The sequence below is a fragment of the Pseudomonas tremae genome (assembly GCF_023278125.1).
Classification (GTDB): Bacteria; Pseudomonadota; Gammaproteobacteria; order Pseudomonadales; family Pseudomonadaceae; genus Aquipseudomonas; species Aquipseudomonas tremae.
On record NZ_CP066270.1, the window covers coordinates 2,197,831 to 2,219,149 of the forward strand.

20 protein-coding genes are annotated in these 21,319 nt (G+C 59.7%); 7 read left to right on the top strand and 13 right to left on the bottom strand.

Annotated features, from left to right (window positions below):
- Positions 1 to 79: 79 nt before the first annotated feature.
- The 4 genes from I9H09_RS10080 to glcD are packed head-to-tail and all read right to left on the bottom strand — an operon-like array spanning position 80 to position 4,316.
- Positions 80 to 487 carry a heme-binding protein gene (locus I9H09_RS10080; protein WP_005890394.1) on the bottom strand — a complete coding sequence of 136 codons (408 nt, stop codon included), beginning with the start codon at positions 485 to 487 and terminating at the stop codon, positions 80 to 82.
- A gap of 35 nt (positions 488 to 522) precedes the next feature.
- Positions 523 to 1,755, bottom strand: a complete 1,233-nt coding sequence (glcF, locus tag I9H09_RS10085) for a glycolate oxidase subunit GlcF (protein WP_054997011.1) — start codon at positions 1,753 to 1,755, stop codon at positions 523 to 525.
- A 3-nt stretch (positions 1,756 to 1,758) separates the two neighbouring features.
- Positions 1,759 to 2,817 carry a glycolate oxidase subunit GlcE gene (glcE, locus tag I9H09_RS10090; protein ID WP_054997012.1) on the bottom strand — a complete coding sequence of 353 codons (1,059 nt, stop codon included), beginning with the start codon at positions 2,815 to 2,817 and terminating at the stop codon, positions 1,759 to 1,761.
- Positions 2,817 to 4,316 carry a glycolate oxidase subunit GlcD gene (gene glcD / locus I9H09_RS10095; protein WP_122347063.1) on the bottom strand — a complete coding sequence of 500 codons (1,500 nt, stop codon included), beginning with the start codon at positions 4,314 to 4,316 and terminating at the stop codon, positions 2,817 to 2,819. Before glcD ends, glcE begins: the two co-directional genes overlap by 1 nt.
- A gap of 486 nt (positions 4,317 to 4,802) precedes the next feature.
- Here glcD and hppD point away from each other — a divergent pair, with 486 nt between their 5' ends.
- Positions 4,803 to 5,879: a 4-hydroxyphenylpyruvate dioxygenase gene (hppD, locus tag I9H09_RS10100; protein ID WP_054997014.1), complete on the top strand. Its 1,077-nt coding sequence runs from the start codon at positions 4,803 to 4,805 to the stop codon at positions 5,877 to 5,879.
- A 120-nt stretch (positions 5,880 to 5,999) separates the two neighbouring features.
- On the opposite strand, the gene I9H09_RS10105 is transcribed toward hppD, so the two are convergent.
- Positions 6,000 to 6,794, bottom strand: a complete 795-nt coding sequence (locus tag I9H09_RS10105) for an IclR family transcriptional regulator (RefSeq protein ID WP_054997015.1) — start codon at positions 6,792 to 6,794, stop codon at positions 6,000 to 6,002.
- A 134-nt stretch (positions 6,795 to 6,928) separates the two neighbouring features.
- On the opposite strand from I9H09_RS10105, the gene hmgA reads away from it, so the two are divergent.
- Both hmgA and fahA read left to right on the top strand, forming a co-directional pair.
- On the top strand, positions 6,929 to 8,233 hold the full coding sequence (gene hmgA, locus I9H09_RS10110; protein ID WP_054997016.1) for a homogentisate 1,2-dioxygenase: 1,305 nt from the start codon (positions 6,929 to 6,931) through the stop codon (positions 8,231 to 8,233).
- Positions 8,233 to 9,528, top strand: coding sequence for a fumarylacetoacetase (gene fahA / locus I9H09_RS10115; protein WP_054997017.1), 1,296 nt, complete (start codon positions 8,233 to 8,235; stop codon positions 9,526 to 9,528). The genes hmgA and fahA overlap by 1 nt, the downstream gene beginning before the upstream one ends.
- 19 nt (positions 9,529 to 9,547) lie before the next feature.
- Here the strand turns inward: fahA and I9H09_RS10120 are convergent, their stop codons facing one another.
- Positions 9,548 to 10,162 (bottom strand): TetR/AcrR family transcriptional regulator, encoded by a 615-nt coding sequence (locus tag I9H09_RS10120; protein ID WP_054989302.1) that lies wholly within the window; start codon positions 10,160 to 10,162, stop codon positions 9,548 to 9,550.
- A gap of 195 nt (positions 10,163 to 10,357) precedes the next feature.
- Here I9H09_RS10120 and I9H09_RS10125 point away from each other — a divergent pair, with 195 nt between their 5' ends.
- From I9H09_RS10125 to I9H09_RS10135, 3 genes are all read left to right on the top strand, one after another.
- Positions 10,358 to 11,449, top strand: a complete 1,092-nt coding sequence (locus I9H09_RS10125; RefSeq protein WP_054997018.1) for an MBL fold metallo-hydrolase — start codon at positions 10,358 to 10,360, stop codon at positions 11,447 to 11,449.
- A 112-nt stretch (positions 11,450 to 11,561) separates the two neighbouring features.
- Positions 11,562 to 12,785, top strand: coding sequence for a cyanate transporter (locus tag I9H09_RS10130; protein WP_054997019.1), 1,224 nt, complete (start codon positions 11,562 to 11,564; stop codon positions 12,783 to 12,785).
- 68 nt (positions 12,786 to 12,853) lie between these two features.
- Positions 12,854 to 13,789 (top strand): LysR family transcriptional regulator, encoded by a 936-nt coding sequence (locus tag I9H09_RS10135; RefSeq protein WP_054997020.1) that lies wholly within the window; start codon positions 12,854 to 12,856, stop codon positions 13,787 to 13,789.
- A gap of 7 nt (positions 13,790 to 13,796) precedes the next feature.
- Here the strand turns inward: I9H09_RS10135 and I9H09_RS10140 are convergent, their stop codons facing one another.
- The 6 genes from I9H09_RS10140 to I9H09_RS10165 all read right to left on the bottom strand — a co-directional run bounded on the left by I9H09_RS10140 (position 13,797) and on the right by I9H09_RS10165 (position 18,879).
- On the bottom strand, positions 13,797 to 13,946 hold the full coding sequence (locus tag I9H09_RS10140; protein ID WP_005890415.1) for a hypothetical protein: 150 nt from the start codon (positions 13,944 to 13,946) through the stop codon (positions 13,797 to 13,799).
- Positions 13,947 to 14,065: 119 nt separating this feature from the next.
- The gene (locus I9H09_RS10145) at positions 14,066 to 14,743 is read right to left on the bottom strand and encodes a type 1 glutamine amidotransferase domain-containing protein (protein ID WP_005890416.1); all 678 of its coding nucleotides are present in this window, start codon (positions 14,741 to 14,743) and stop codon (positions 14,066 to 14,068) included.
- 164 nt (positions 14,744 to 14,907) lie between these two features.
- Positions 14,908 to 16,125, bottom strand: a complete 1,218-nt coding sequence (locus I9H09_RS10150) for an aldose 1-epimerase family protein (RefSeq protein ID WP_054997021.1) — start codon at positions 16,123 to 16,125, stop codon at positions 14,908 to 14,910.
- Positions 16,126 to 16,349: 224 nt separating this feature from the next.
- Positions 16,350 to 16,646, bottom strand: a complete 297-nt coding sequence (locus I9H09_RS10155) for a DUF7693 family protein (RefSeq protein WP_122312319.1) — start codon at positions 16,644 to 16,646, stop codon at positions 16,350 to 16,352.
- 89 nt (positions 16,647 to 16,735) lie between these two features.
- Positions 16,736 to 17,653 (bottom strand): EthD domain-containing protein, encoded by a 918-nt coding sequence (locus I9H09_RS10160; protein WP_122312318.1) that lies wholly within the window; start codon positions 17,651 to 17,653, stop codon positions 16,736 to 16,738.
- A gap of 65 nt (positions 17,654 to 17,718) precedes the next feature.
- Positions 17,719 to 18,879, bottom strand: a complete 1,161-nt coding sequence (locus I9H09_RS10165) for a TDT family transporter (RefSeq protein ID WP_122312317.1) — start codon at positions 18,877 to 18,879, stop codon at positions 17,719 to 17,721.
- 127 nt (positions 18,880 to 19,006) lie between these two features.
- Between I9H09_RS10165 and I9H09_RS10170 the strand changes: the two genes are divergently transcribed.
- Positions 19,007 to 19,960 (top strand): LysR family transcriptional regulator, encoded by a 954-nt coding sequence (locus I9H09_RS10170; RefSeq protein ID WP_054989297.1) that lies wholly within the window; start codon positions 19,007 to 19,009, stop codon positions 19,958 to 19,960.
- Here the strand turns inward: I9H09_RS10170 and I9H09_RS10175 are convergent.
- Positions 19,894 to 21,309, bottom strand: a complete 1,416-nt coding sequence (locus I9H09_RS10175) for a lipid II flippase MurJ (RefSeq protein ID WP_122312316.1) — start codon at positions 21,307 to 21,309, stop codon at positions 19,894 to 19,896. The two genes, I9H09_RS10170 and I9H09_RS10175, sit on opposite strands and share 67 nt — an antisense overlap.
- Positions 21,310 to 21,319: the final 10 nt, after the last annotated feature.

The window sequence follows — 21,319 nt, forward strand, 5'->3', positions numbered from 1 at the left end:
TCCACATAAAAGTTGCGCTGTGATTTTTTGTTACGGGCACCCCTGATGAGCGGGCTCAGGGCACCAGAATGATGATCGCTCAGTCGGCATTCAATGCGGCAATGCCTGCCTTGGCGATCTGTGCGTCCTGATCGGCTTTGACACCGGAAACGCCCAGCGCACCGATCACCTGACCATCGACAATGACGGGCACACCGCCTTCCAGAGAAGTCAGCAGCGGGGCGCTGAGGAATGCGCTACGACCGCCGTTGACCATGTCTTCGTAGCCCTTGGATTCGCGTTTGCCGAGGGCCGAGGTCCGGGCTTTTTCAATCGAGATATAGCTGCTGATGGGCGAGGCATCGTCCAGTCGCTCGAACGCTAGCAAATGGCCGCCATCATCGACAACCGCGATGGCCACCGCCCAGCCATTGGCCTGCGCTTCATCGCGTGCGGCACCGAGCATCAGGCTGACTTCGGTCTGGGTCAGAACAGCTTTGATTTTCATGGGGTTCTCCAGAGCAGTGGTTATTCAATATGAGTTCAACGGGATTCAAGAGTGCCCAGCGCTTCATCGACCAGTTCGATCCAGTGCCGCACTGGCGTCCGCTCAGCACTCGCCAGGTGCGCCTGGCAGCCGATGTTGGCAGTGGCGATAACCTGTGGCTTGCCGCTTTCCAGCGCACTCATGCGGTTGTCGCGTAGTTGGCGGGCCAGCGCGGGTTGAGTCAGGGAGTAGGTGCCCGCCGAACCACAGCACAAGTGGCCGTCCGGCACGCTGGTCAGGTTGAAACCCAGGCGCAGCAGGACACGCTCCACCTCGCCACCGAGTTTTTGTGCATGCTGCAAGGTACAAGGGCAATGAAACGCCAGCCGGGTGTCGGTATTGATGCCGAGGTTCTCCAGTGGCTCATCGCGCAGGACTTCGACCAGGTCCCGGGTGCGTGCGCTGATCAGGGCGGCCTTGTCTGCATATAGCGGGTCGTCGCGCAATAGATGTGCGTAATCCTTGACGAAGGCACCGCAGCCGCTTGCCGTCTGGATGATGGCCTCGGCACCACCTTCGAGGGCTGGCCACCAGGCATCTATGTTGCGCCGCGCTCGCTCCAGGCCCGCATCCTGCGCATTCAGGTGGTAATCCACCGCGCCACAGCATCCAGCCTTGTTGATCGGGTTGATGCTGATGCCCAGACGGTCCAGCACCCTTGATGTTGCGGCGTTGGTGTTCGGTGAAAGTCCCGGCTGTACGCAACCTTCAAGCATCAGCATGCGCCGCGCATGGCGTGGTGCCGGACGCGCACCTGAGCGCAGGATCGTTGCGGGCAATTTGTTTCTCAGGTGGTCTGGCAGCAATGGGCGAAAGGCAGTACCCAGGCCGGTCAGCGCCTTGAACAACCCGGCATTCGGCACGACCCTGCGCAAGCCTTCGCGCAACAATCGCTGACCCAGTGGCCGGGGCACGGCGGCATCCACCGCAGCGCGTCCTATATCAAGCAGGTTGTGGTAATCCACGCCCGACGGGCATGTGGTTTCACAGTTACGACAGCTCAGGCAGCGGTCCAGATGCAGCTGGGTCTTCTCGGTGACTTCATGGCCTTCAAGCACCTGTTTGATCAGATAGATTCTGCCGCGCGGACCGTCCAGTTCATCACCCAGCAACTGATAGGTCGGGCACGTGGCATTGCAAAAGCCGCAATGCACGCAACTGCGCAGGATGCGCTCGGCTTCTTCGGCGCGGGGCTGTTTTCTGGCGTGTTCACTCAATGTGGTCTGCATGCCTCAAAGCTCCGCGTACAGTCGGCCAGGGTTGAAAATACCCTGCGGGTCGAGCCGGTTCTTGAGCGCCCGATGGTAGCGCAGCAAAGGCTCGGGCAAGGGCTGAAAAGGGCTGTCCACACGCGCCGGGCCATAGCATGTCGCGTGCCCGCCGACGGCTGCCGCCATCGTTCTGATCACGACGCTGTCCGCGTGTGATTTCAGCCAGCGTTGTGCGCCGCCCCAGTCAATCAACTGCTCGCCTGGCAGGTCGAGCACGCCGGTGTGGGCCGGTACGCAAACCCGCCATAGCGGGCGCGAATCCTGAAAAAATGGCAGGCGCTGCTCGTTCAATTGCTGCCAGTAGGCAGTATCGATCACCTCACCGCCAAGCCGCTCGTGCGCGGCTTTCACAGAGCCTTCACCCCCATCGAGGCGCAGACGCAGCACCTGACCATCATGACTGGCAGCACTGATTGGCATGGGTTGCCGTCCCCATTCGGCCAGGCAGGAAAGGGCGTTGGCACTGTCTGTCTGCAACGCGATGCTGATGCACAAACGCGGCTTGGGCAGCACTTTCAGCGACACTTCGGTCAACACCCCAAGGCAGCCAAAACTGCCCGCCATCAGGCGCGAGACGTCATAACCGGCAACATTTTTCATGACTTCTCCGCCGAAGCGCAGGTGTTTACCAAGCCCGGTGATCAGCCGGGTGCCTAGTACGAAATCCCGCACCGATCCGCTCCACGGGCGGCGTGGCCCGGACAGGCCGGTTGCGACCATGCCGCCAAGGGTTGCCGTGCCGAAGTCCGGAGGCTCGCACGGCAGCATCTGGCCAGTGGCGTCCAGTACCTGCACCAGTTCGCTCAGCGGCGTCCCGGCGCGGGCGGTAATCACCAGTTCTGTGGGGTCATAGCTGACGATACCGCGGTGTTCACGGGTGTCGAGAACGTCACCAGCCACCGGGCGACCGAGAAACGCTTTGCTGCCGCCGCCCTGAATACACAGCGGTCTGCCGTCCTCCAGCGCCTGATTGACCTGCTCAAGCAGTGCTTGAATAGCGTCCCTGTCTGGCGTGTTCATCAAAAGCGCTCCAGTTCAGGGAAGGGCAATTGCCCGGCGTGAATATGCATGGCGCCAAACTCTGCGCAGCGCTGCAGGGTGGGGATATTCTTGCCGGGGTTGAGCATGCCGCTCTCGTCGAACGCGGCCTTGATGGCATGGAAGAAGGTCAGTTCGTCGCTGTTGAACTGCGCGCACATCTGATTGATCTTTTCGCGCCCTACACCGTGTTCTCCGGTGATGCTGCCACCCACCGCCACACACAGTTCCAGAATTTTGCCGCCCAGGGTTTCGGCCCGTTCCAGTTCGCCCGGTTGATTGGCATCGAACAGGATCAGCGGGTGCATATTGCCGTCGCCGGCATGAAACACGTTGGCGACGCGCAGGCCGTACTGCTCGGACAACTCTTTGATGCCGCGCAGGACGCCCGGTAGTGCACGGCGCGGGATTGTCCCGTCCATGCAGTAGTAATCCGGCGAAAGGCGTCCGACTGCCGGAAAGGCGTTCTTGCGCCCGGCCCAGAAGCGCACGCGTTCGGCTTCATCGCGCGCCAGACGCACTTGTGTGGCGCCGGCGCGCTGCAGCACCACGCGGACTACCTCGCAGTCGGCCTGCACATCGGTTTCGACCCCGTCGAGCTCGCAGAGCAGAATGGCTTCGGCATCGACCGGGTAGCCAGCGTGAATGAAGTCTTCGGCGGCGCGGATCGCCAGGTTGTCCATCATTTCCAGTCCGCCGGGGATGATGCCGGCAGCGATGATGTCGGCCACCGCACGCCCGGCGTGTTCCACCGAATCGAACGCGGCGAGCAGCACCTTCGCCACCTGCGGCCTGGGCAGCAGTTTGACCGTGACCTCAGTGATGATGCCGAGCATGCCTTCGGAGCCGGTGAACAGCGTAAGCAAATCGAAACCCGGCGAGTCGAGGGTGTCGCTGCCCAGCGTCATGGGCTCGCCTTCGACAGTGAGGATGTCGACGCTGAGCAGATTGTGTACGGTCAGGCCATATTTGAGGCAATGTACGCCGCCTGCGTTTTCTGCCACGTTGCCGCCAATCGAACAGGCGATTTGTGAAGAAGGGTCAGGTGCGTAATACAGGCCGTGCGGTGCCGCAGCCTGAGAAATCGCCAGATTGCGCACACCGGGTTGCACCCGGGCCAGACGCGCATCGGGGTTGATCTCGAGGACCTGACTGAAGCGCGCCATTACCAGCAGCACGCCTTTCTCCAGCGGCAGTGCGCCACCTGAAAGCCCGGTGCCGGCGCCCCTTGCGACCACCGGCACATGGCGCTCATGACAAAGCCGCAGCAGCGTCTGTACCTCTTCGAGGTGGCGCGGCAGCACTACCAGCATCGGCGTGGTGCGATACGCCGACAACCCGTCGCATTCATAGGGACGAAGCTCTTCGTCGCGATGCAGGATGTCCAGGTCGGGCAACAGGTGTCGCAGGTCGCGCAACAGTTGATGTTTATCGACAGCCGGCAGCATGCCGTCAATGCGTTCATCGTAGAGAATATTCATCAAGCCCCCCAGTTTTGTTTTTATCGGGTCAGCCCATTCCGGGCTCTGCACATAAAGTGGCCGCTCTCGACCATGCTGCGTTAAAAACACGCCTGGACGCGAGTTAGATCGTTGCTCGCATGTTTCCGCCCTGCCTGACGTCGCTCGCCGACTTTTCTACAGAGCCTAGCTCATGGCATGGGTGGCGAGGCTTGTGTTGACAGGGCAGGGTGGATCACGCAATTTACGCATTACGTAATGTGTTTACGAAAATAACAACAGGCAGCACCCGTGCGTCAATCAGGCGATCTACCAGGGCCTTTCACCAGACACACCCTGATGCGCAATCGGACAAGCCGGAGTAGGCTGCCCTCATGAAGATTCTTGGTCTGCAACTGATTTTTGGTGATTTCCTTGCTCGCAGTGTGCGAGGGATCCCATGTGCGCCGCCCGCAGGACAGTGATTGCGTCGTTTACTCACCTTCACTCTTCTGCAAGGAGCCAGTCATGGCTGATCTCTACGAAAACCCGATGGGCCTGATGGGTTTTGAATTTATCGAATTTGCGTCGCCGACCCCCAACAGCCTTGAACCCGTGTTCCAGATGATGGGCTTCACCAAGGTCGCGACGCACCGCTCCAAGGACGTGACGCTGTATCGCCAGGGTGCGATCAACCTGATTCTCAACAATGAACCGCACAGCCTGGCGTCCTACTTTGCGGCAGAGCATGGCCCCTCTGTGTGCGGCATGGCGTTTCGCGTCAAGGACGCCCAGCAGGCCTATAACCGGGCGCTGGAACTCGGCGCTCAGCCGCTGGAAATCGCCACCGGTCCCATGGAATTGCGCTTGCCTGCGATCAGGGGCATCGGCGGCGCTCCGCTGTACCTGATCGACCGTTTCGGCGAAGGAACGTCGATCTATGACATCGATTTCAACTTCATCGAAGGCGTGGACCGTCACCCGGTCGGCGCGGGCCTGAAGTTCATCGATCATCTGACCCATAACGTGTACCGCGGTCGCATGGCGTACTGGGCGAATTTCTACGAAAAACTGTTCAATTTCCGCGAACTGCGATATTTCGATATCAAAGGCGAGTACACCGGCCTGACCTCCAAGGCAATGACCGCGCCGGACGGCATGATTCGTATTCCGCTGAACGAAGAGTCGTCGAGAGGCGCAGGGCAGATCGAAGAGTTCCTGATGCAGTTCAACGGCGAAGGCATCCAGCATGTTGCGTTCTTCACTGACGACTTGATCAAGACCTGGGACGAGCTGAAAGCCACCGGCATGCGTTTCATGACCGCGCCGCCAGACACCTACTACGAGATGCTTCAGGGGCGCTTGCCCGATCATGGCGAGCCGGAAGACGAACTCAAGTCACGTGGCATATTACTGGATGGCTCGTCCGAGGGCGGCGAACGCCGACTGCTGTTGCAGATATTCTCTGCCACCTTGATGGGGCCGGTGTTCTTCGAGTTCATTCAGCGCAAAGGCGACGACGGCTTTGGCGAGGGCAACTTCAAGGCACTGTTCGAATCCATCGAGCGCGATCAGATCCAGCGTGGCGTGCTGACACCGGATTGATCCTTGCTGGAGATGTCCGTAAAACTATCGTGCCCATGCTCCAGCGTGGGCATGCCTTTCTGGACGCTCTGCGTCCGATTTTGATGGTGAGGCGAAGGTTATGGGGCGTGTAATGCAGGCTCAGCCTGGCAGCTTGCCACCCATGCGTTCACTGATTGCGTTAGCTGTTTCTGAAAGACGTCGAGCCGCCTGGCTCTGCGCCTCGTCGTTGAGCAGCGACCCCGGCCCGACGACGGTAATCACACCCACCAGTTTGTTGCCCATGGCAAACAATGGGGAGGAAGCCGCATTGACGCCCGGCATCAATATACCTTGCACCTGATGCACGCCGTTGCTGCGGATCTGCTTTAGGTGACGCTCGACCTCGCGCAGACGACCGGCCTGCAGATGAGGTGTTTCCTGATGGCGAAGCAGGGCGGTCTCGTTCTGGGGCAAAAAGCTCTCGAATACCAGCCCGGTAGACGAGCCGAGCAGCGGCAGGACCGAACCGATCTGCGTCACCAGCGTCACTGCGCCCAGCGACGGCTCGACATACACCACGGTCGGACCTTTATTGCCCCACACGGCCAGGAAGCAGGTCTGGTTCAGCTCGTCGCGCAGATTGGCCAGCCAGGGGGCCGACACCTTCAGCACATCCAGCTTGCCCAGCGACGCCAGCCCGACTTGCAAGGCTTCGCGGCCCAGCCCGTAGTGATTATTGACGGCATCCTGCTCGGCAAAACCGCTGGCGATCAGCGCCTGCAAATAACGATGAACCTTGCTGGGCGGCATGCCCAGGTGCTCGGCAAGCCTGGACAGCGACGTCGCGGGCGACAACTCAGCCAGAGCCTTGAGTACGCCCAGGCCCACTTCAGCAGCCTGAACCTTTTGCTGACGTCCGCCTGTCGGGCTTTCGGTTTCTTCGGTCATGGATATGCGTTGCGCCGGTCTGGGAAGGCAGCTTTATAGCTTGACCGGGTTTCAAACTCAAATTACGTTAAGCGTAATCGATTTACGATTTTTGACGATCCACGTACTGCTGTGTGACTGAATAACAACAAGAGGCTCAGATGGCTATTCATTGCAGCTCGGATCCACTGGTCTATCAGTCAGGTTTTGGCAACCAGTTCAGCAGCGAAGCCTTGCCGGGCGCGGTACCGATTGCTCAGAACTCGCCGCAAAGGCACCCGTTGGGTTTGTACGCCGAGCAGTTCTCGGGAACCGCTTTTACCGTCGGTCGTGCCGAAGCTCGTCGTACCTGGATGTACCGGATCCAGCCCTCGGCAGCCCATCCGCGCTATCAGCGTGTCGATCGGCAGATCCTCGGTCAGCAGCAGGGGCCGATAAACCCCAATCGCCTGCGCTGGAACGCCTTTGACATCCCCAGAGAACCCACAGACTTCATCGACGGCCTGATATCACTGGCCAGCACGTCGATACCTGATCAGGCCGAAGGGGTCAGTGTTTACGTGTATGCCACCAATACCTCAATGCAGCGCGCGTTTTTCAATGCCGACGGCGAATGGCTGATTGTGCCGCAGCAGGGAAGATTAAGAATCGTCACCGAGCTGGGCGTGATGGACGTAGAGCCTCTGGAAGTTGCCGTGCTGCCGCGTGGCCTGAAATTCAGCGTGCAGTTGCTCGACTACAGCGCACGTGGCTACATCTGCGAGAATCATGGTTGCGCGTTACGCCTGCCGGAACTCGGGCCGATCGGCAGCAACGGATTGGCCAATGCGCGTGATTTTCTAACCCCGGTGGCCTGGTTTGAAGAACGAAACGAGCCGGTACAACTGGTACAGAAATTCCTTGGCGAACTGTGGGCGACTCAACTGCCGCACTCGCCGTTCGATGTGGTCGGCTGGCACGGCAACAATGTGCCGTACAAGTATGATCTGCGGCGCTTCAATACCATCGGCACCGTCAGTTACGATCACCCGGACCCCTCGATTTTTACCGTGCTGACCTCGCCAGGTCCCGTTCAGGGGCAGGCCAATATCGATTTTGTGATTTTCCCGCCACGCTGGATGGTGGCGGAAAATACTTTTCGTCCGCCGTGGTTTCATCGCAACCTGATGAACGAGTTCATGGGCCTGATCGATGGTGCTTACGACGCCAAGGCCGAAGGTTTCATGCCGGGCGGCTCGTCGCTGCACAACTGCATGAGCGCTCATGGGCCGGACAATGTCACGGCAGAAAAAGCCATCGCTGCCGATTTGAAACCGCACAAGATAGAAAACACCATGGCTTTTATGTTTGAGACCGGCAAGGTGCTGCGCCCCAGTCGCCATGCGCTGGATTGCCCGCAACTGCAAACCGACTACGACGGCTGCTGGAACGGCATGGCCAGAACGTTCAACAAGGAGCCGTTGTAATGAGCATTTCTTCAGGTCGCCGCAGTTGGGTCGCATCGGCCAACGGTCATGGCGACTTTCCACTTCAGAATCTGCCGCTGGGCGTGTTCAGCCATAACGGCTCCGCGCCGCGAGGTGGTATAGCCATCGGTGATCTGATCCTTGATCTCAAGGCTGTGCTAAAGGGTGGTTTCATCAAAGGGCCGGCGGTTGAAGCGGTCGAGGTTGCGAGCCGCGATCAGCTCAATGATTTCTTCGCGCTGGGTGCTGAAGCGCGTCGGGCCTTGCGTGCTGCCCTTGTGCAGTTGCTGGATGAAGACAGCCCACAACGCTCCTACCTGCAGGCCGCATCCGGCCTGTTGCTGCCTATGAACGAATGCACGATGCACATGCCCGCCCGGGTAGGTGACTACAGCGATTTCTACGTCGGCATTCATCATGCGTTGAACGTGGGGAAGATGTTTCGTCCAGACAACCCGCTGTTGCCCAATTACAAGTATGTGCCCATCGGTTATCACGGTCGGGCGTCGACCTTGTGTATCTCTGGCACACCGATCAGACGGCCCAACGGCCAGATGCTCATGGCCGGCCAGCAAGTGCCTGAGTTTGGTCCATGCAAACGGCTGGATTACGAACTGGAAATGGGCGTATGGATCGGCCCGGGCAATGCGCAGGGCGAGGCCATCGGGATCGACCGCGCGGCCGAGCATATCGCTGGGTTCTGCCTGCTCAACGACTGGTCCGCGCGCGACATACAAGCGTGGGAATACCAGCCGCTTGGACCGTTTTTATCCAAGAGTTTTGCGACCACCCTATCGCCCTGGGTGATCACTGCCGAAGCCCTTGAACCGTTTCGCAGCCCCCAGCCGGCGAGACCCGAGGGCGATCCGCAGCCGCTGCCTTATCTGCTCGACAGGAGCGATCAGCAGAGTGGCGCGCTGGATATCGAGCTGGAAGTCCTGCTGCTCACCGAACAGATGAAAACCCAGGGGCTTGCACCTCACCGGCTGGGTTTGAGCAACTCACTGAACATGTACTGGACCGCTGCGCAGATGGTTGCGCACCACAGCGTGAATGGCTGCAAGCTGCAACCGGGTGACCTGTTCGGCACCGGCACGTTGTCCGGGCCTGATGCGGGCCAGTTCGGCAGCCTGCTGGAGATGACTGAAGGGGGCAAAGATGTCATAACGTTGCCAGGTGGCGAACAGCGAAAGTTTCTGGAAAGTGGCGATGAGGTGATCCTGCGCGCTCGCTGTCATCGAGAAGGGCAGGTGTCGATCGGTTTTGGCGAGTGCCGCGGCACAGTGCTGGGGTGAGCGAAGACACCCGGCGGTGTCAGCGGGGCATTTCATACCAGCCCAGAAACATGTTCAGTGCCGATTCCACGACATTGCTTTGCTCATCGGGCGTGAGCAATGGCGCGTTGAAAGTCACTTGTGGCCAAAAGGCAAACGACTTGAGCAGGGCATGCATTTGCGTGGCGGCAAAGCCCGGGTCGACGTGTTTGAGGCGACCATCCTTCTGTGCGGCGCGGATCCATGCGCTGAAGGTTTCTTCGCGTTCATTGATGCGCGCCATCCACACCTGCGCCCGCTCTGGCGAGTGAATGGTTGCACCGACCACCACTCGCGCCAGATCAATGAAGCTGCTGTTGGTAAGGTTGCGCATCTTGCCCCACAGCAAGTCTCTCAATTGCTCACGCAGGCTGCTGTCAGCATGGTAGAGCACCTCCGACTGCGGCGGGGCGCAGCTCCACAGACGCTGGAGCATTTCGGCGAACAACTCCTCCTTGCTGGGGAAATGGTTATAGACCGTCCGTTTTGACACCTCGGCTCGCGCCGCAATGCGGTCCATGCTGGTGACCTCGAAGCCACGGTCGCCAAACTCGGCAATGGCTGCCAGAACAATGGCTTCGCGTTTCTGATCGGTAAGGCGCATGGGTGCGGTCATAGGTTCGCTTCAAACGTGCGTTTAGAGAAAAGTACACTTGGCAGTTTACTTGTCGCCCAGAATCATGCAAGCTTAAAACTACACCGTGTAGTGTAAAACACTGTTACATATTTTCCATCGGACATCCTGCAACGGGATTCACGTACAAAGTATGCACGGCTGGAGCCTCAACCTGTCCTCAGGAGTCAGCAAATCATGGCCTCGACCCACCAGAAAAAGGATGTTACTTCACTGCCTGTCCTGTCTCGGCACGAGGGGCGCTATCGCAATCATGCGCCCGTGAAGCCGCTCGGTTTTTTCCGGACGCTTGGTATCTTCTGGGACCAGCTGTTCAACAAGCCCAAGGACACACGCCCGGCAGGGGAAATTCCGGTTCAGCCGCTTTCGCGTCAGCAGTTGCTGGCAGCACCGAACAATACGGTGTATCGCCTGGGTCATTCGACTGTGCTGCTCAAGCTGCGCAACCGGTTCTGGATTACCGACCCGGTGTTTGCCGAGCGTGCCTCGCCGGTGCAGTGGGCAGGGCCGCAACGCTTTCATCAGCCGCCCATCAGCCTTGACGAGCTGCCGCCGATCACCGGTGTGATTCTCTCCCACAATCATTATGACCACCTTGACCGCATGGCTATAAAAGCCCTGACGGACAAGACCGAACACTTCCTGGCGCCGCTGGGTGTGGGCGATACGCTGATCGAGTGGGGCGTCCCTGCGCACAAGGTTCGTCAGCTCGACTGGTGGCAATCCACCGAGATCGAGGGTATCGAATTCGTTGCCACGCCTTCGCAGCATTTTTCGGGTCGTACATTGCTCGACAGCAATCGCACCTTATGGGCGTCCTGGGTGATGATCGACGACGATCAGCGGATTTTCTTCAGTGGCGACACGGGCTACTTCGACGGGTTCAAGACCATTGGCGAACAGTACGGGCCGTTCGATCTGACGCTTATGGAAACCGGCGCCTATAACGTCGAGTGGCCACAGGTACACATGCAGCCCGAACAGACCTTGCAGGCGCACCTGGACCTGCGCGGGCGCTGGCTGCTGCCGATCCACAACGGCACTTTTGACTTGGCGATGCATGCCTGGCACGAACCTTTCGACCGGATTCTGGCGTTGGCCTGGGAACAGAATGTGTTGATCACAACACCAATGATGGGCCAGCCGTTCTACCTGCAATTTCCGTGTAGCGGAATGACCTGGTGGCTGGGTGTAGATGATCTCGTCGGTGCCGAGGTGCCGCGCACAGAACAGGTCGAATGTTGCGATGGCCGTCGTCAGAACGCCTGAAAGCCGCGTGCGCCAGGTCTGACCTGATTTTCCGATAGCACGTCCCATATTCTGATTTGCCGCCGACCCGCCCACCCGGCCTAATCGTGACCTTTACAGCGAAGGTGACGGTATGCAATTGCGTGGCTTGGCGGGAAAACCTATCGGGTTGATGGTCAGTGTGGTTCTGGTCGCATTGAACCTGCGCCCATCGATGGCTGCAGTCGGTCCGTTACTGGCGGCGATTCGCCTTGACATGCCGCTGAGCTTCGCTGCGGCGTCGCTGTTGACCATGCTGCCGGTCATGGTCATGGGGCTGGCGATGTTTTTCGGCGTCAGGGTTGCCCATCTTCTGGGCTCGCACCGTAGTGTCATGCTGTCGCTGGCGCTGATCGGCGTGGCGACCCTGGCGCGTGTGTTTCTGGGGTCGGCTGTCGACCTGATTGCCAGCGCCGTGCTGGCGGGGCTCGGGGTTGCCATTATCCAGGCGCTGATGCCCGCGTTGATCAAAGCCCGTTTCAAGTCCCATGTCTCTTTGTGCATGGGGCTCTACGTCACGGCGATCATGGGTGGAGCAACCATTGCCGCATCCTTGAGTCCGCTTATCCTGTGGCTTAGTGGCAGTTGGCATGTCGCGCTGTCTGTCTGGTCCGCGCTGGCGCTATTGGCGCTGTGTTTCTGGAAGGGCCAGCAGCGGCGCTTGTCGCAGCCTGATGCACCAGTGGCCATGCTTGAGCAGCGAGCGTTTTCGCACCTGCCTCGGGCCTGGATGCTCGGGGTTTTCTTCGGTCTGGGCACTGCTTCCTATACCTGCGTGCTGGCCTGGCTGGCGCCTTATTACGTGGAACATGGCTGGAGCGAGCAGGGCGCCGGCCTGTTGCTGGGGTTTGTGACACTGATGGAAGTGATCTCGGGCTTGCTGGTGCCGGCGCTGGCCAACCGTAGCCGGGACAAACGTATCGCTCTGAGTGTTCTGCTCGGGTTGATGATGGCCGGTTTCGCCGGTCTGATCCTGATGCCCGAGCAATCGAGCCTGGTCTGGGCGGGCCTGCTGGGGTTGGGTATCGGCGGTCTGTTCCCGATGAGTCTTATCGTGTCGATGGACCATCTTGACGATCCGCAGCAGGCAGGCAGCCTCACGGCGTTCGTGCAGGGGATCGGTTACCTGATCGCCAGCCTGTCGCCACTGTTCGCCGGACTGATCCGCGACCTGACCGGCAGTTTCGCTGGGGCGTGGTGGTCGCTCATGGCAGTGGTCGCAATCATGCTGCTGATGGTGGCTCGACTTAACCCGCGGCATTATCATCGGTATCTGCGTGGTGCCCGGAGTACGCCGGAATGCGAAGAGGCTGCCTGATTGCATTTTGATGCTATCGTGCTCGCGCAGTCCTGACCGTCCGGTCGCAACGCCAGCGAGAAGCCTTGATGCTCAACAGTAATGCTCTGAGAAAGCTGGACATGCAGGACCTGATGGTATTTGTCTCAGTGTATGAGCAACGCAATCTGACGCTGGTCGCCGAAGCGCTGCATGTCAGTCAGTCGACGGTCAGTTACTGCCTGAAAAAGCTGCGTGCGAATTTCGAGGATGACTTGTTCATCAGCACTCGCAATGGCATGCGTCCGACCCGCAAGGCCCTTGCCATGCACAGCCATGTGCAGCAGATCCTGCAAGCCATCAATCTTTGCCATGACGGGCTGAAGCTGTTTGATCCGACACGCAGGCAAACCACCTTCACGGTGTGTGCTCCCGAGTATTTCGAGCTGCTGGTATTGCCTCACCTGATGCGCGATTTCGCGGCGGCGGGGTTCTCGGTCACTGTCAACGTGCAGAAGCTGGACAAGCATTTGCCAGTCGAGTCGCTCAACGACGGCCATCTCGATCTGGCCCTGTGTTTCGGTCCGGGTTTTCATCGAGTGCCCGACAGCCTGATTTCGCAGGTACTGCTGGAGGATGATCTGGTTTGCGTCATGGACTCGCAGTTCGCGCCGCAGAGCGCACTGATTGACACGACCACCTTTACCCGGCGGCGGCATGTATACCCGACCCCCTGGACCTCCGACAGCAATATGGTTGATGGCTGGCTGCAACGTCAGGGGCTGGAACGCGACATTGTCGCTCGTGCCAACAGTTACCGGGCGGCCTTACAGTTGCTCGAGGGTACCGACTTCATTCTGGTGCTGCCACGGCGCATTCAGACCCTGCTGGATAACGAACCGTGGGTTTCTGTTTTCGAGCTGCCACCGGACCTGCCCGGTTTTAGCCTGGACATGGTCTGGAGCGCGCAGGCCGATCAGGATGAAACGAGTTGCTGGCTGCGCGAACAGATCGTGAAGGTCTGTGCAGAGCGGGGGCTGCTCTGACCAGCGATCAGCTGCCGGAATTGTCTTTTTGCGGGTCGGGAGAAGTGCCAGGTCGTGGCTGCTCACCCTGCTTGTTGAGTTCTTTATTCTTCTCACCCACTTTGCCGGCATTTTCCGGTTTGTGGTCGAGGTCTTCACGTTTGGATTCATCTGTCATGGCAGTTCTCCAGAGGGGTGGGGTATCTGGATATTGGGCTGTTGCAGCCCGACAAGATTCGATCTAAATGACGCGCGGTTCAATGCCGACCCTTCAGGCACCGAACCGCGCATCAGGCATCAACTCAACAGAGTCAGCACGTCTTTGGCAGCCTGCGCCGAACTGGCCGGGTTCTGTCCGGTCACGAGTTTGCCATCGGTCAGCACGTAAACGCTCCAGTCATCGCCTTTGGAGTAGTCGCCGCCCAACGCTTTGAGCGCGTCTTCGACCAGAAAAGGTACAACGTTGGTCAGGCCGACAGCTTCTTCTTCGCTGTTGGTAAAACCGGTAACGCGGCGACCCTTGACCAGCGGCTCGCCATTTTGTGCTTTGACCTTACGCAGCACGCCGGGTGCGTGGCACACCAGACCATGTGGCTTGTCGGCTTTGGCAAACGCTTCGATCAAAGCAATGGAATGCGCGTCTTCGGCCAGATCCCACAGTGGACCGTGGCCGCCCGGGTAGAACACAGCATCGAAATCGGCGGCGTTTACTTCAGCCAGGCGTCCGGTATTGGCCAGCACTTTCTGAGCATCGGTATCTTTGGCGAAGCGCTCGGTTTCAGCGGTCTGGGCGTCAGGCTCATCGCTTTTAGGGTCAAGCGGTGGTTGGCCGCCAGCAGGCGATACCAACGTGACTTCGGCACCTGCATCCTTGAACACGTAATAAGGAGCTGCAAATTCTTCGAGCCAGAAACCGGTTTTTTTGCCGGTGTCGCCCAGTTGGTCATGGGACGTCAGAACCATCAGGATTTTCATATTCATGCTCGTTTTTGAAGGGTTGGGAGGGTGTAGACAGACAAAACCCCCAGGAGTTATGAGAATCTTTGCTGCGCAACGAAACAAGGCCGGATATCGACGCAGTGCTTTACGTCAAGATCCGGCCTTGCTCAGACTGGGCGCTGAAAAGCTTCAGGCAAAGATCATTGCTCTTTGGTAAGGTCCACCAGCGGCTCTTTGCGGACTTCGGTTTCGCGCCCGTCCTGGATGGTCTTGATCTGCCCGAGTGCCTTGTCGACTGCACCCTTGTCAGCCAGCAGGCTGTAGCTGATCTGGAACTGACGTTGCTCCTTCGGTGCAATGGTCGGCACCAGGTTGAGGGGGCGCTGGAATCGGCGGTTATAAGAGAAACTGGTGCCTGGCTCCAGCCCGGTCACGTAACCCTGACCTTTGGTGTCTGTGTTTTTCCACAGCGAGAACACCGGCAACTGCTTGGTATTGAAACCGACGGCAACGCCCAGACTGCCGGCCTTGTTGTGCAGCACGGTCACGGTGTCACCTTTCTCATCGCCGTAAGGCACGATGTTGTAGACCGTCTCGTCGTAGTCCGGGGTAGGTGCGCGGTAGGTTTGCCAGTCGCCCAGATCAGCCTTGGCCTTCTCGTTGAACGGCGAGACCTGCTTGACCGGTGCCTCGAAGCGCGCGCCCTGTTCGAGGAATGGCGTGCTGAAGTTGCTGTGGTACAGCGCCTGATACTCTTTCGGATAATCGCCGTTGTTGGTCAACGTATCGTTAAGCGAGAAGCTTGTGCTGCCAGGCTCGGTGACCAGTTCGGTCTGCACCGAGAAATCCACTTTCTTGAACGCCTGCTCCTTGAGTTCGCCCTTCAGGCGAATGGCATAAGGCGGTTTTTCGTCGATCTGCAGCGTAACCTTGCTGGCCGGGATATTGGCCGCGCGACCGTGCAGGGTCAGCAACTCGCCATTGTCCATGCCCGGATGGCCCACCCATTCGTAACCGCAACGGACGACCAGTTCGTTGAACCCTTCCAGCCAGCCCAGCCCGCCACGGCCGTTAAGCTCGATGAACGCCGGGTTGACGACATCCTTGACCGGTGAATCCCACCCCATGCGCACGTCGCCAACCGAGGCATGCAACACGTTCATGCCGCGGGTCGGTACCACCGACAGCTTCATCGTGCCGTTGTCGATATCGATAATGCTCACGCCTTCCTGACGACCGCCATGCAGCGTGCGCATCGTGATCGTGAACGGCTTGTCAGTCTTGACGCCCAATTGCTTGCTGGTGATCTGCTGATTTTGCGCAGCCTTGTCGGTATCGAGCAGCACGTAGTCCCAGGCAAAAACACTGGAAGCGGCAGTCAACGCGCCGAGGCCTACAAGCAGGGGAAGGGATTTCATGGCGGTGGTCCTTCTGGAATTATTGGAATTATGGTCTTGCAGAGCGCATTCAACCTGACACCAAAGCCGAGTTAAACGATTCAGCAATCAGTTGAGTCTAGCCAAAATGAAGGCAGCTGTGGAGCGGTATTTCCAGGCCCGGCAGCACCTGTGTATCACGATGAGCGCGGAGCCTGGAGACGACGATCAGAAAGTTATCGTTCCTCACGCGCCCGCGCAGGACATCAGGCAACAGCCCCACTCAGCAACCGTTCGATCTGCGCCTGTTCCCAGGCGCTCAGCAAGCTGACCGGGTCAGTCCGCAGCCAGCTCTCGAACGAGCCTTCCCGCCCGTCCGGGCAGCGGCTGTAGCGGCAGTGGCTCAGGCTGCTTTCGATCGTTTCCAGCGTCAGCAGCCAGCCGTCTATGGTCACCTGATGCAGCCCGGTGTCCGAGGAGTGGCCAACACGCTGCATTTCTCGCGTGCCCATCGCAGCATCTCGCAGTTGCTGGTACACCTCCCGAGTGGTCAATGCTTTCATGGGCTTCAAGTATCTCGATTTTCGCTGAGTAAAGCGCGGTTTTGAGTCGCGCACCGTTACCGTTGTTTGGCTGCCTGATCAGCCTGCCTTCAGGATGATTGTGCCGCGCCGAACAGGCTTTCGATCTCCGGGCGTGTCTGATTGATCGCGCCGAGTTGACGAATCAATTGAGCCTGACGGCTGCCACGCACCCCGGCGGCGGTCATGATCGCGTCACGCACGTAGGTGTAGACACCGCTGACGCCAAATGGTGTTACATAGCGAACATGCGCGCCGAGGCCTTGGGTGATGGCCTTGAAATGCTCGCTCGCGTAGTAGGTCCGACGAGTCCAGGCCGACTCGAACACCACTTCCATCATGACCATGTCCAGACGGGACTCTTCGACTTCATGATTCACATCGGGTGCAGGCGGTGCCGGTTGAGCGTTGTCGTAGGGTTGCGCGAGGTGCAGGCGCAGCTTGAGGACCGCATCGGCACTGGCCATCTCGCGGGCCAGTTTTTCCACGGCGTCGCGCGCAGCCGACCGATCACCGCTGTCGAGATGAAAGTGCAGATGGGTTTTGTCCTGGGTTGCCGTTTCGTTGGGGATCGGATCAGGCAGACGATCGACCAGCGTGCTCGAGCCGTCCGGCACGTCGTAGGCAATGGTTTCCGCGAACATGTTCTGCTCGTCTGTAAACAGCAGGGAGCTGGCGTCCTTGAATTGCTTCTGGTCCTCGGCGGACAGAAAGCCGATCTCCACGCCGCCATCAAGCACATAGCCCGGCAGTGGCTTGACGCCTTCGATGACCGGCCACAGATGGCCGTCCTTTTCTCGGGTCAGATGGTGCTGAACGTACCACCCCAGGCCTGGAAGCCTTGCGCACAGCGGGCCGTGAACGTCACGCCAGTAGGTGGCGAACAACGCGTGAGGGACCCCGTCTCTGCGCAGGACAGTGGTGTAGGAATTGATGACGATGTTCTCGTCGCGGGAGCCGTAATCGTCGGGCAGTGCTGAGGTATGCATGAATACTCTCTGTGCGGAAGGTGTCTATCTCAGGCGCCCCGCTGCGAAAGTAAGTTCAAGGAGATTTACCGAAGGGCACATGCGCTCGATGCAATGCACGGCGAGACGAACAGATGCCCTCGGTAGGCGCCCGCCAGGGTATGCGCAGACACGATCAGCCACATGACCGCCAGCAACCCCACCAGCCCTTGGCCGAACACGTCGAAAAAGCCCAGATGCAGGGTCGCACCCAGTTTGAGCGTCGCCAGCGCGTACACCCCGAGTGGAAAGGTGAATGCCCACCAGCCCAGATTGAACGCCAGACCTTGCTTGAAATAGCGCGCTGTTATCAGCACTGCCAGCGCCATCCACCACAGGCCCAGCCCCCAGAAAAGCATACCGGCAATGACCCCGACGCCGGCTGCCACGCTGCCCATCGACGCCAGACCGTGTGCGGCAAACACTGCCGGGGCATCGCTGCTCATCACCAGCATGCTCAGTGCGCCCGTACCGATCGGGCCCAGTGCCAGCCAGCTCGATGCCGCCATGCTCTCGTGCGGCAGTTTGTGGAGTGCCAGTCGCAACAGCAGGATCACCAGGATGCTCAGCGCAACAGGCACCGAGTAGGCCCACAGTACGTAGCTGGTGATCAGCACGGTGAACTGCGCATCTGGCGTGGCGAGCTGCTGCGTCAGCAACCCGCCGCAGGCCGCTGCGACTTCGGCGGCCACCACGGGCAATAGCCATACAGCGGTCATTTTCTCGATGCTGTGTTCCTGGCGGGTGAACATCATGAACGGGATCAATACGCCACAGGCCAGCGCCATGGCCACATCCAGCCACCACAGGGCTTCGGCAACCGGAACAATTGAATCGCCCCAGCGTGCCGGGCCGAAGACCAGCAGGCCGCTGATGAGGGTCGCCAGGCCCATGGGGATCGTGCCGAAGAACATCGAGACCGTCGAATGCCCGAACACCTTACGCGCCTCGTTGAAGAACAACAGCCAGCGACAGGCGTACATCACGCTGAACAGCACGAACAGGCCGATATTGAGGAACCACAGTGCTTCCCCTAGGTTACGCAAAAGTGCCGAGTTGCCTGGCAGTTGCGCCAACGCCAGCGACAGAATTCCGGTGCCCATGGTTACGGCGAACCAGTTTGGCGTGAATTGGCGGATCGCTTCGCGCGGGCTCGCCAAGGCTTTGAGAGGGGCGTAACCCTTGATGATGATGGCGAGCCGGTTCATGGCGTTTTCCTGCGGGCAGTTGCGGATGTGCAGTTAGTTTAAGGTTCGACAATAAATTCTCTAAACGGGTAATCTCGCTTCTTGTTACCTGTATTTCAGGTAGATAAACCCTGAATGGAGTTCGCCCTTGAGGCTTAACCTGCGGCAACTGCAGATTTTTTGCGCTATTACGCGGCACGGCAGCACTACCAGTGCAGGCCATGCGCTGGCGTTATCTCAGTCGGCCACCAGCGCTGCACTCAACGAGCTGGAAAGTGCGCTCGGCACGCGCCTGTTCGACCGGGTGGGCAAGCGGCTGGTCCTTAATGACAGTGGACAGGCGCTGTTGCCCCGCGCCATGACGATGCTGGAAAGCGCCCAGCAGATCGAAGACAGTTTTCTGCTGCCCGATGCCAGCCTGAATGCGCGCCTGCGAATCGGCAGTAGCAGCACTATCGGCAATTACGAGCTGCCGCTGATTATCGGTGCGCTTCGCGCCTCGGCACCGCTGTTGCGGGTGGACGTGGACATCGGCAACAGCGCATCAATTGCCCGCAAGGTCGCGCAGTTCGAGATTGACATGGGGCTGATCGAGGCGCCGTGTCATCTGCCGGAACTGATCGCCGAGCCCTGGCGGGTCGATGAGATGCTCATTGTTGCCGGCAGCAGTCATCCGCTGGCCCGGCAGGCACAGGTATCACTGACTGAATTGCAGCATGCGGAATGGCTATTGCGCGAGCCGGGCTCCGGAACCCGGGAGGAGGTCGAGCACTTGCTGCTCAGGCACCTGCATGATCTGAAGGACATGCGCCAGATGGGCAGTTCCGAGGCAATAAAACGCACCCTTGCTGAGGGCATCGGCATCAGCTGTCTGTCCCGGCGCGTGGTGGCTGATCTGCTGGCAAGCGGTCAGTTGAAGACGCTTGCCAGCCCACTGCCGCCGTTGAATCGGCGATTCTTCATGATCAGGCACCGCGACAAATTCATCTCGCCGAGTCTTGAGTGCTTCCGCGATACCTGCAGGCAAGCCGTCGATCAGGCTTCTGTGCTGCGCCACGGCTTGAGCCACAACGCCAGTCCTGCCAGCAATAGCGCACCATAAAGGCAGCTCAACCCAAGCTGCAGCCAGGTATTTTGCAGCGGATGCAGGGCCAGAGCGGCGATCACCATCAGCGCGCTGGCCAGCAACCAGTGACTGCGCCAGGGCAGGACCTTGAGCAGTGACTGGCGCCGCATCAGCAGCAGACCAGTGACCAGTGCGCCGCCCAATGCAGCGATGGCGATGCCAGACAGACCGAATACCAAGGGCAATGTGCCGAGCAGCAGCGCGTTGCACAGGCTGCCGATCAGTTCGCAGTTGAGCGGCAGACGCGTATCACCTGCTGCGTAGGCATACCGTGCGAGCAGCGCATTCCAGGCACCGAACATCAGCGGTACGGCAAACCATGCCAGCAGTCCCGGCAAAGGGCCGTCGTGGGTCTGAGCGGGCAGCAGCAGGGTTACGAGCGCACCAGCCGCACCTATCAGGCCGGCCACCGCTGGCAAGGTCAGCAAGGTGGCGCTGCCCAGCCCGCGCCGTAGCAGCGACAGACGCTGATCGCCCGCGCTGCCGCTCATCAGCCCCAACAGCACCTGATTCAGGCTCATCAGCGCTATCAACGGCAGGTTGATCAGCTTGCGCGCCAGGTTGACCCAGGTCACCGCGCCTTCGCCAAGCAACGAAGCTACCATTCGCTCAAGCAAGGCAAGGCCCTGGCTGGCCAGGTTGCTGCTCAGCAGTGGCCCGATGCGTTGCAACAGTTCGCGCACGGCGCCAGCTTCCGATTGCCACTGCCAGGGTCGCCAGCCGGAACGGTACAACGTCGGCAACAGCACGCTGGGCATCAGTATGCTGCCCAGCACGCAGGCACTGGCCACGCCAGTCGATGTGGACGCGTGACCAGAAGTGGCGAGGTAGATCACCGGTGGCAAGTTGAACAGCAGCGAGCCAAGCCCGGCCAGTACGAACCGCGACCGAGCCTGCAAGGGCACACAGAACAATGCGTGCAGCAAAAAACCGGGGGCGCACCAGGCCAGCCAGCGCAGGCCGCCAGCAGCCTGAACGTAACCATCGGTATCCAGTCCCGGGCCTATCAGTCGCACCAGAGGCCCGGCACCGACCACCAGTATCAGGCTCAGTGCCAGACCGCTCAGCAGCAGTCGCGGTGCCATCCCACCGAGCCAGCGCTGCTGCCGCTCGGCGGAGCGTTGCTGATACAGCGGCAAGGCCGCCGCACTGAGCAAGCCGGCTGCCAGCGACATGCGCAATGCTTCAGGTACAAACATCGAGACCAGAAACGCATCGCTTTGGCCTCCTGCGCCCCAGGCCGCGACTAACAGCCACTCACGGGCAAAACCGGCTGCCAGGCCGGTAAGGGTGGCCAGTGTCAGCCAGAGTGTCGAACCCAGCATCGCAGGCGCT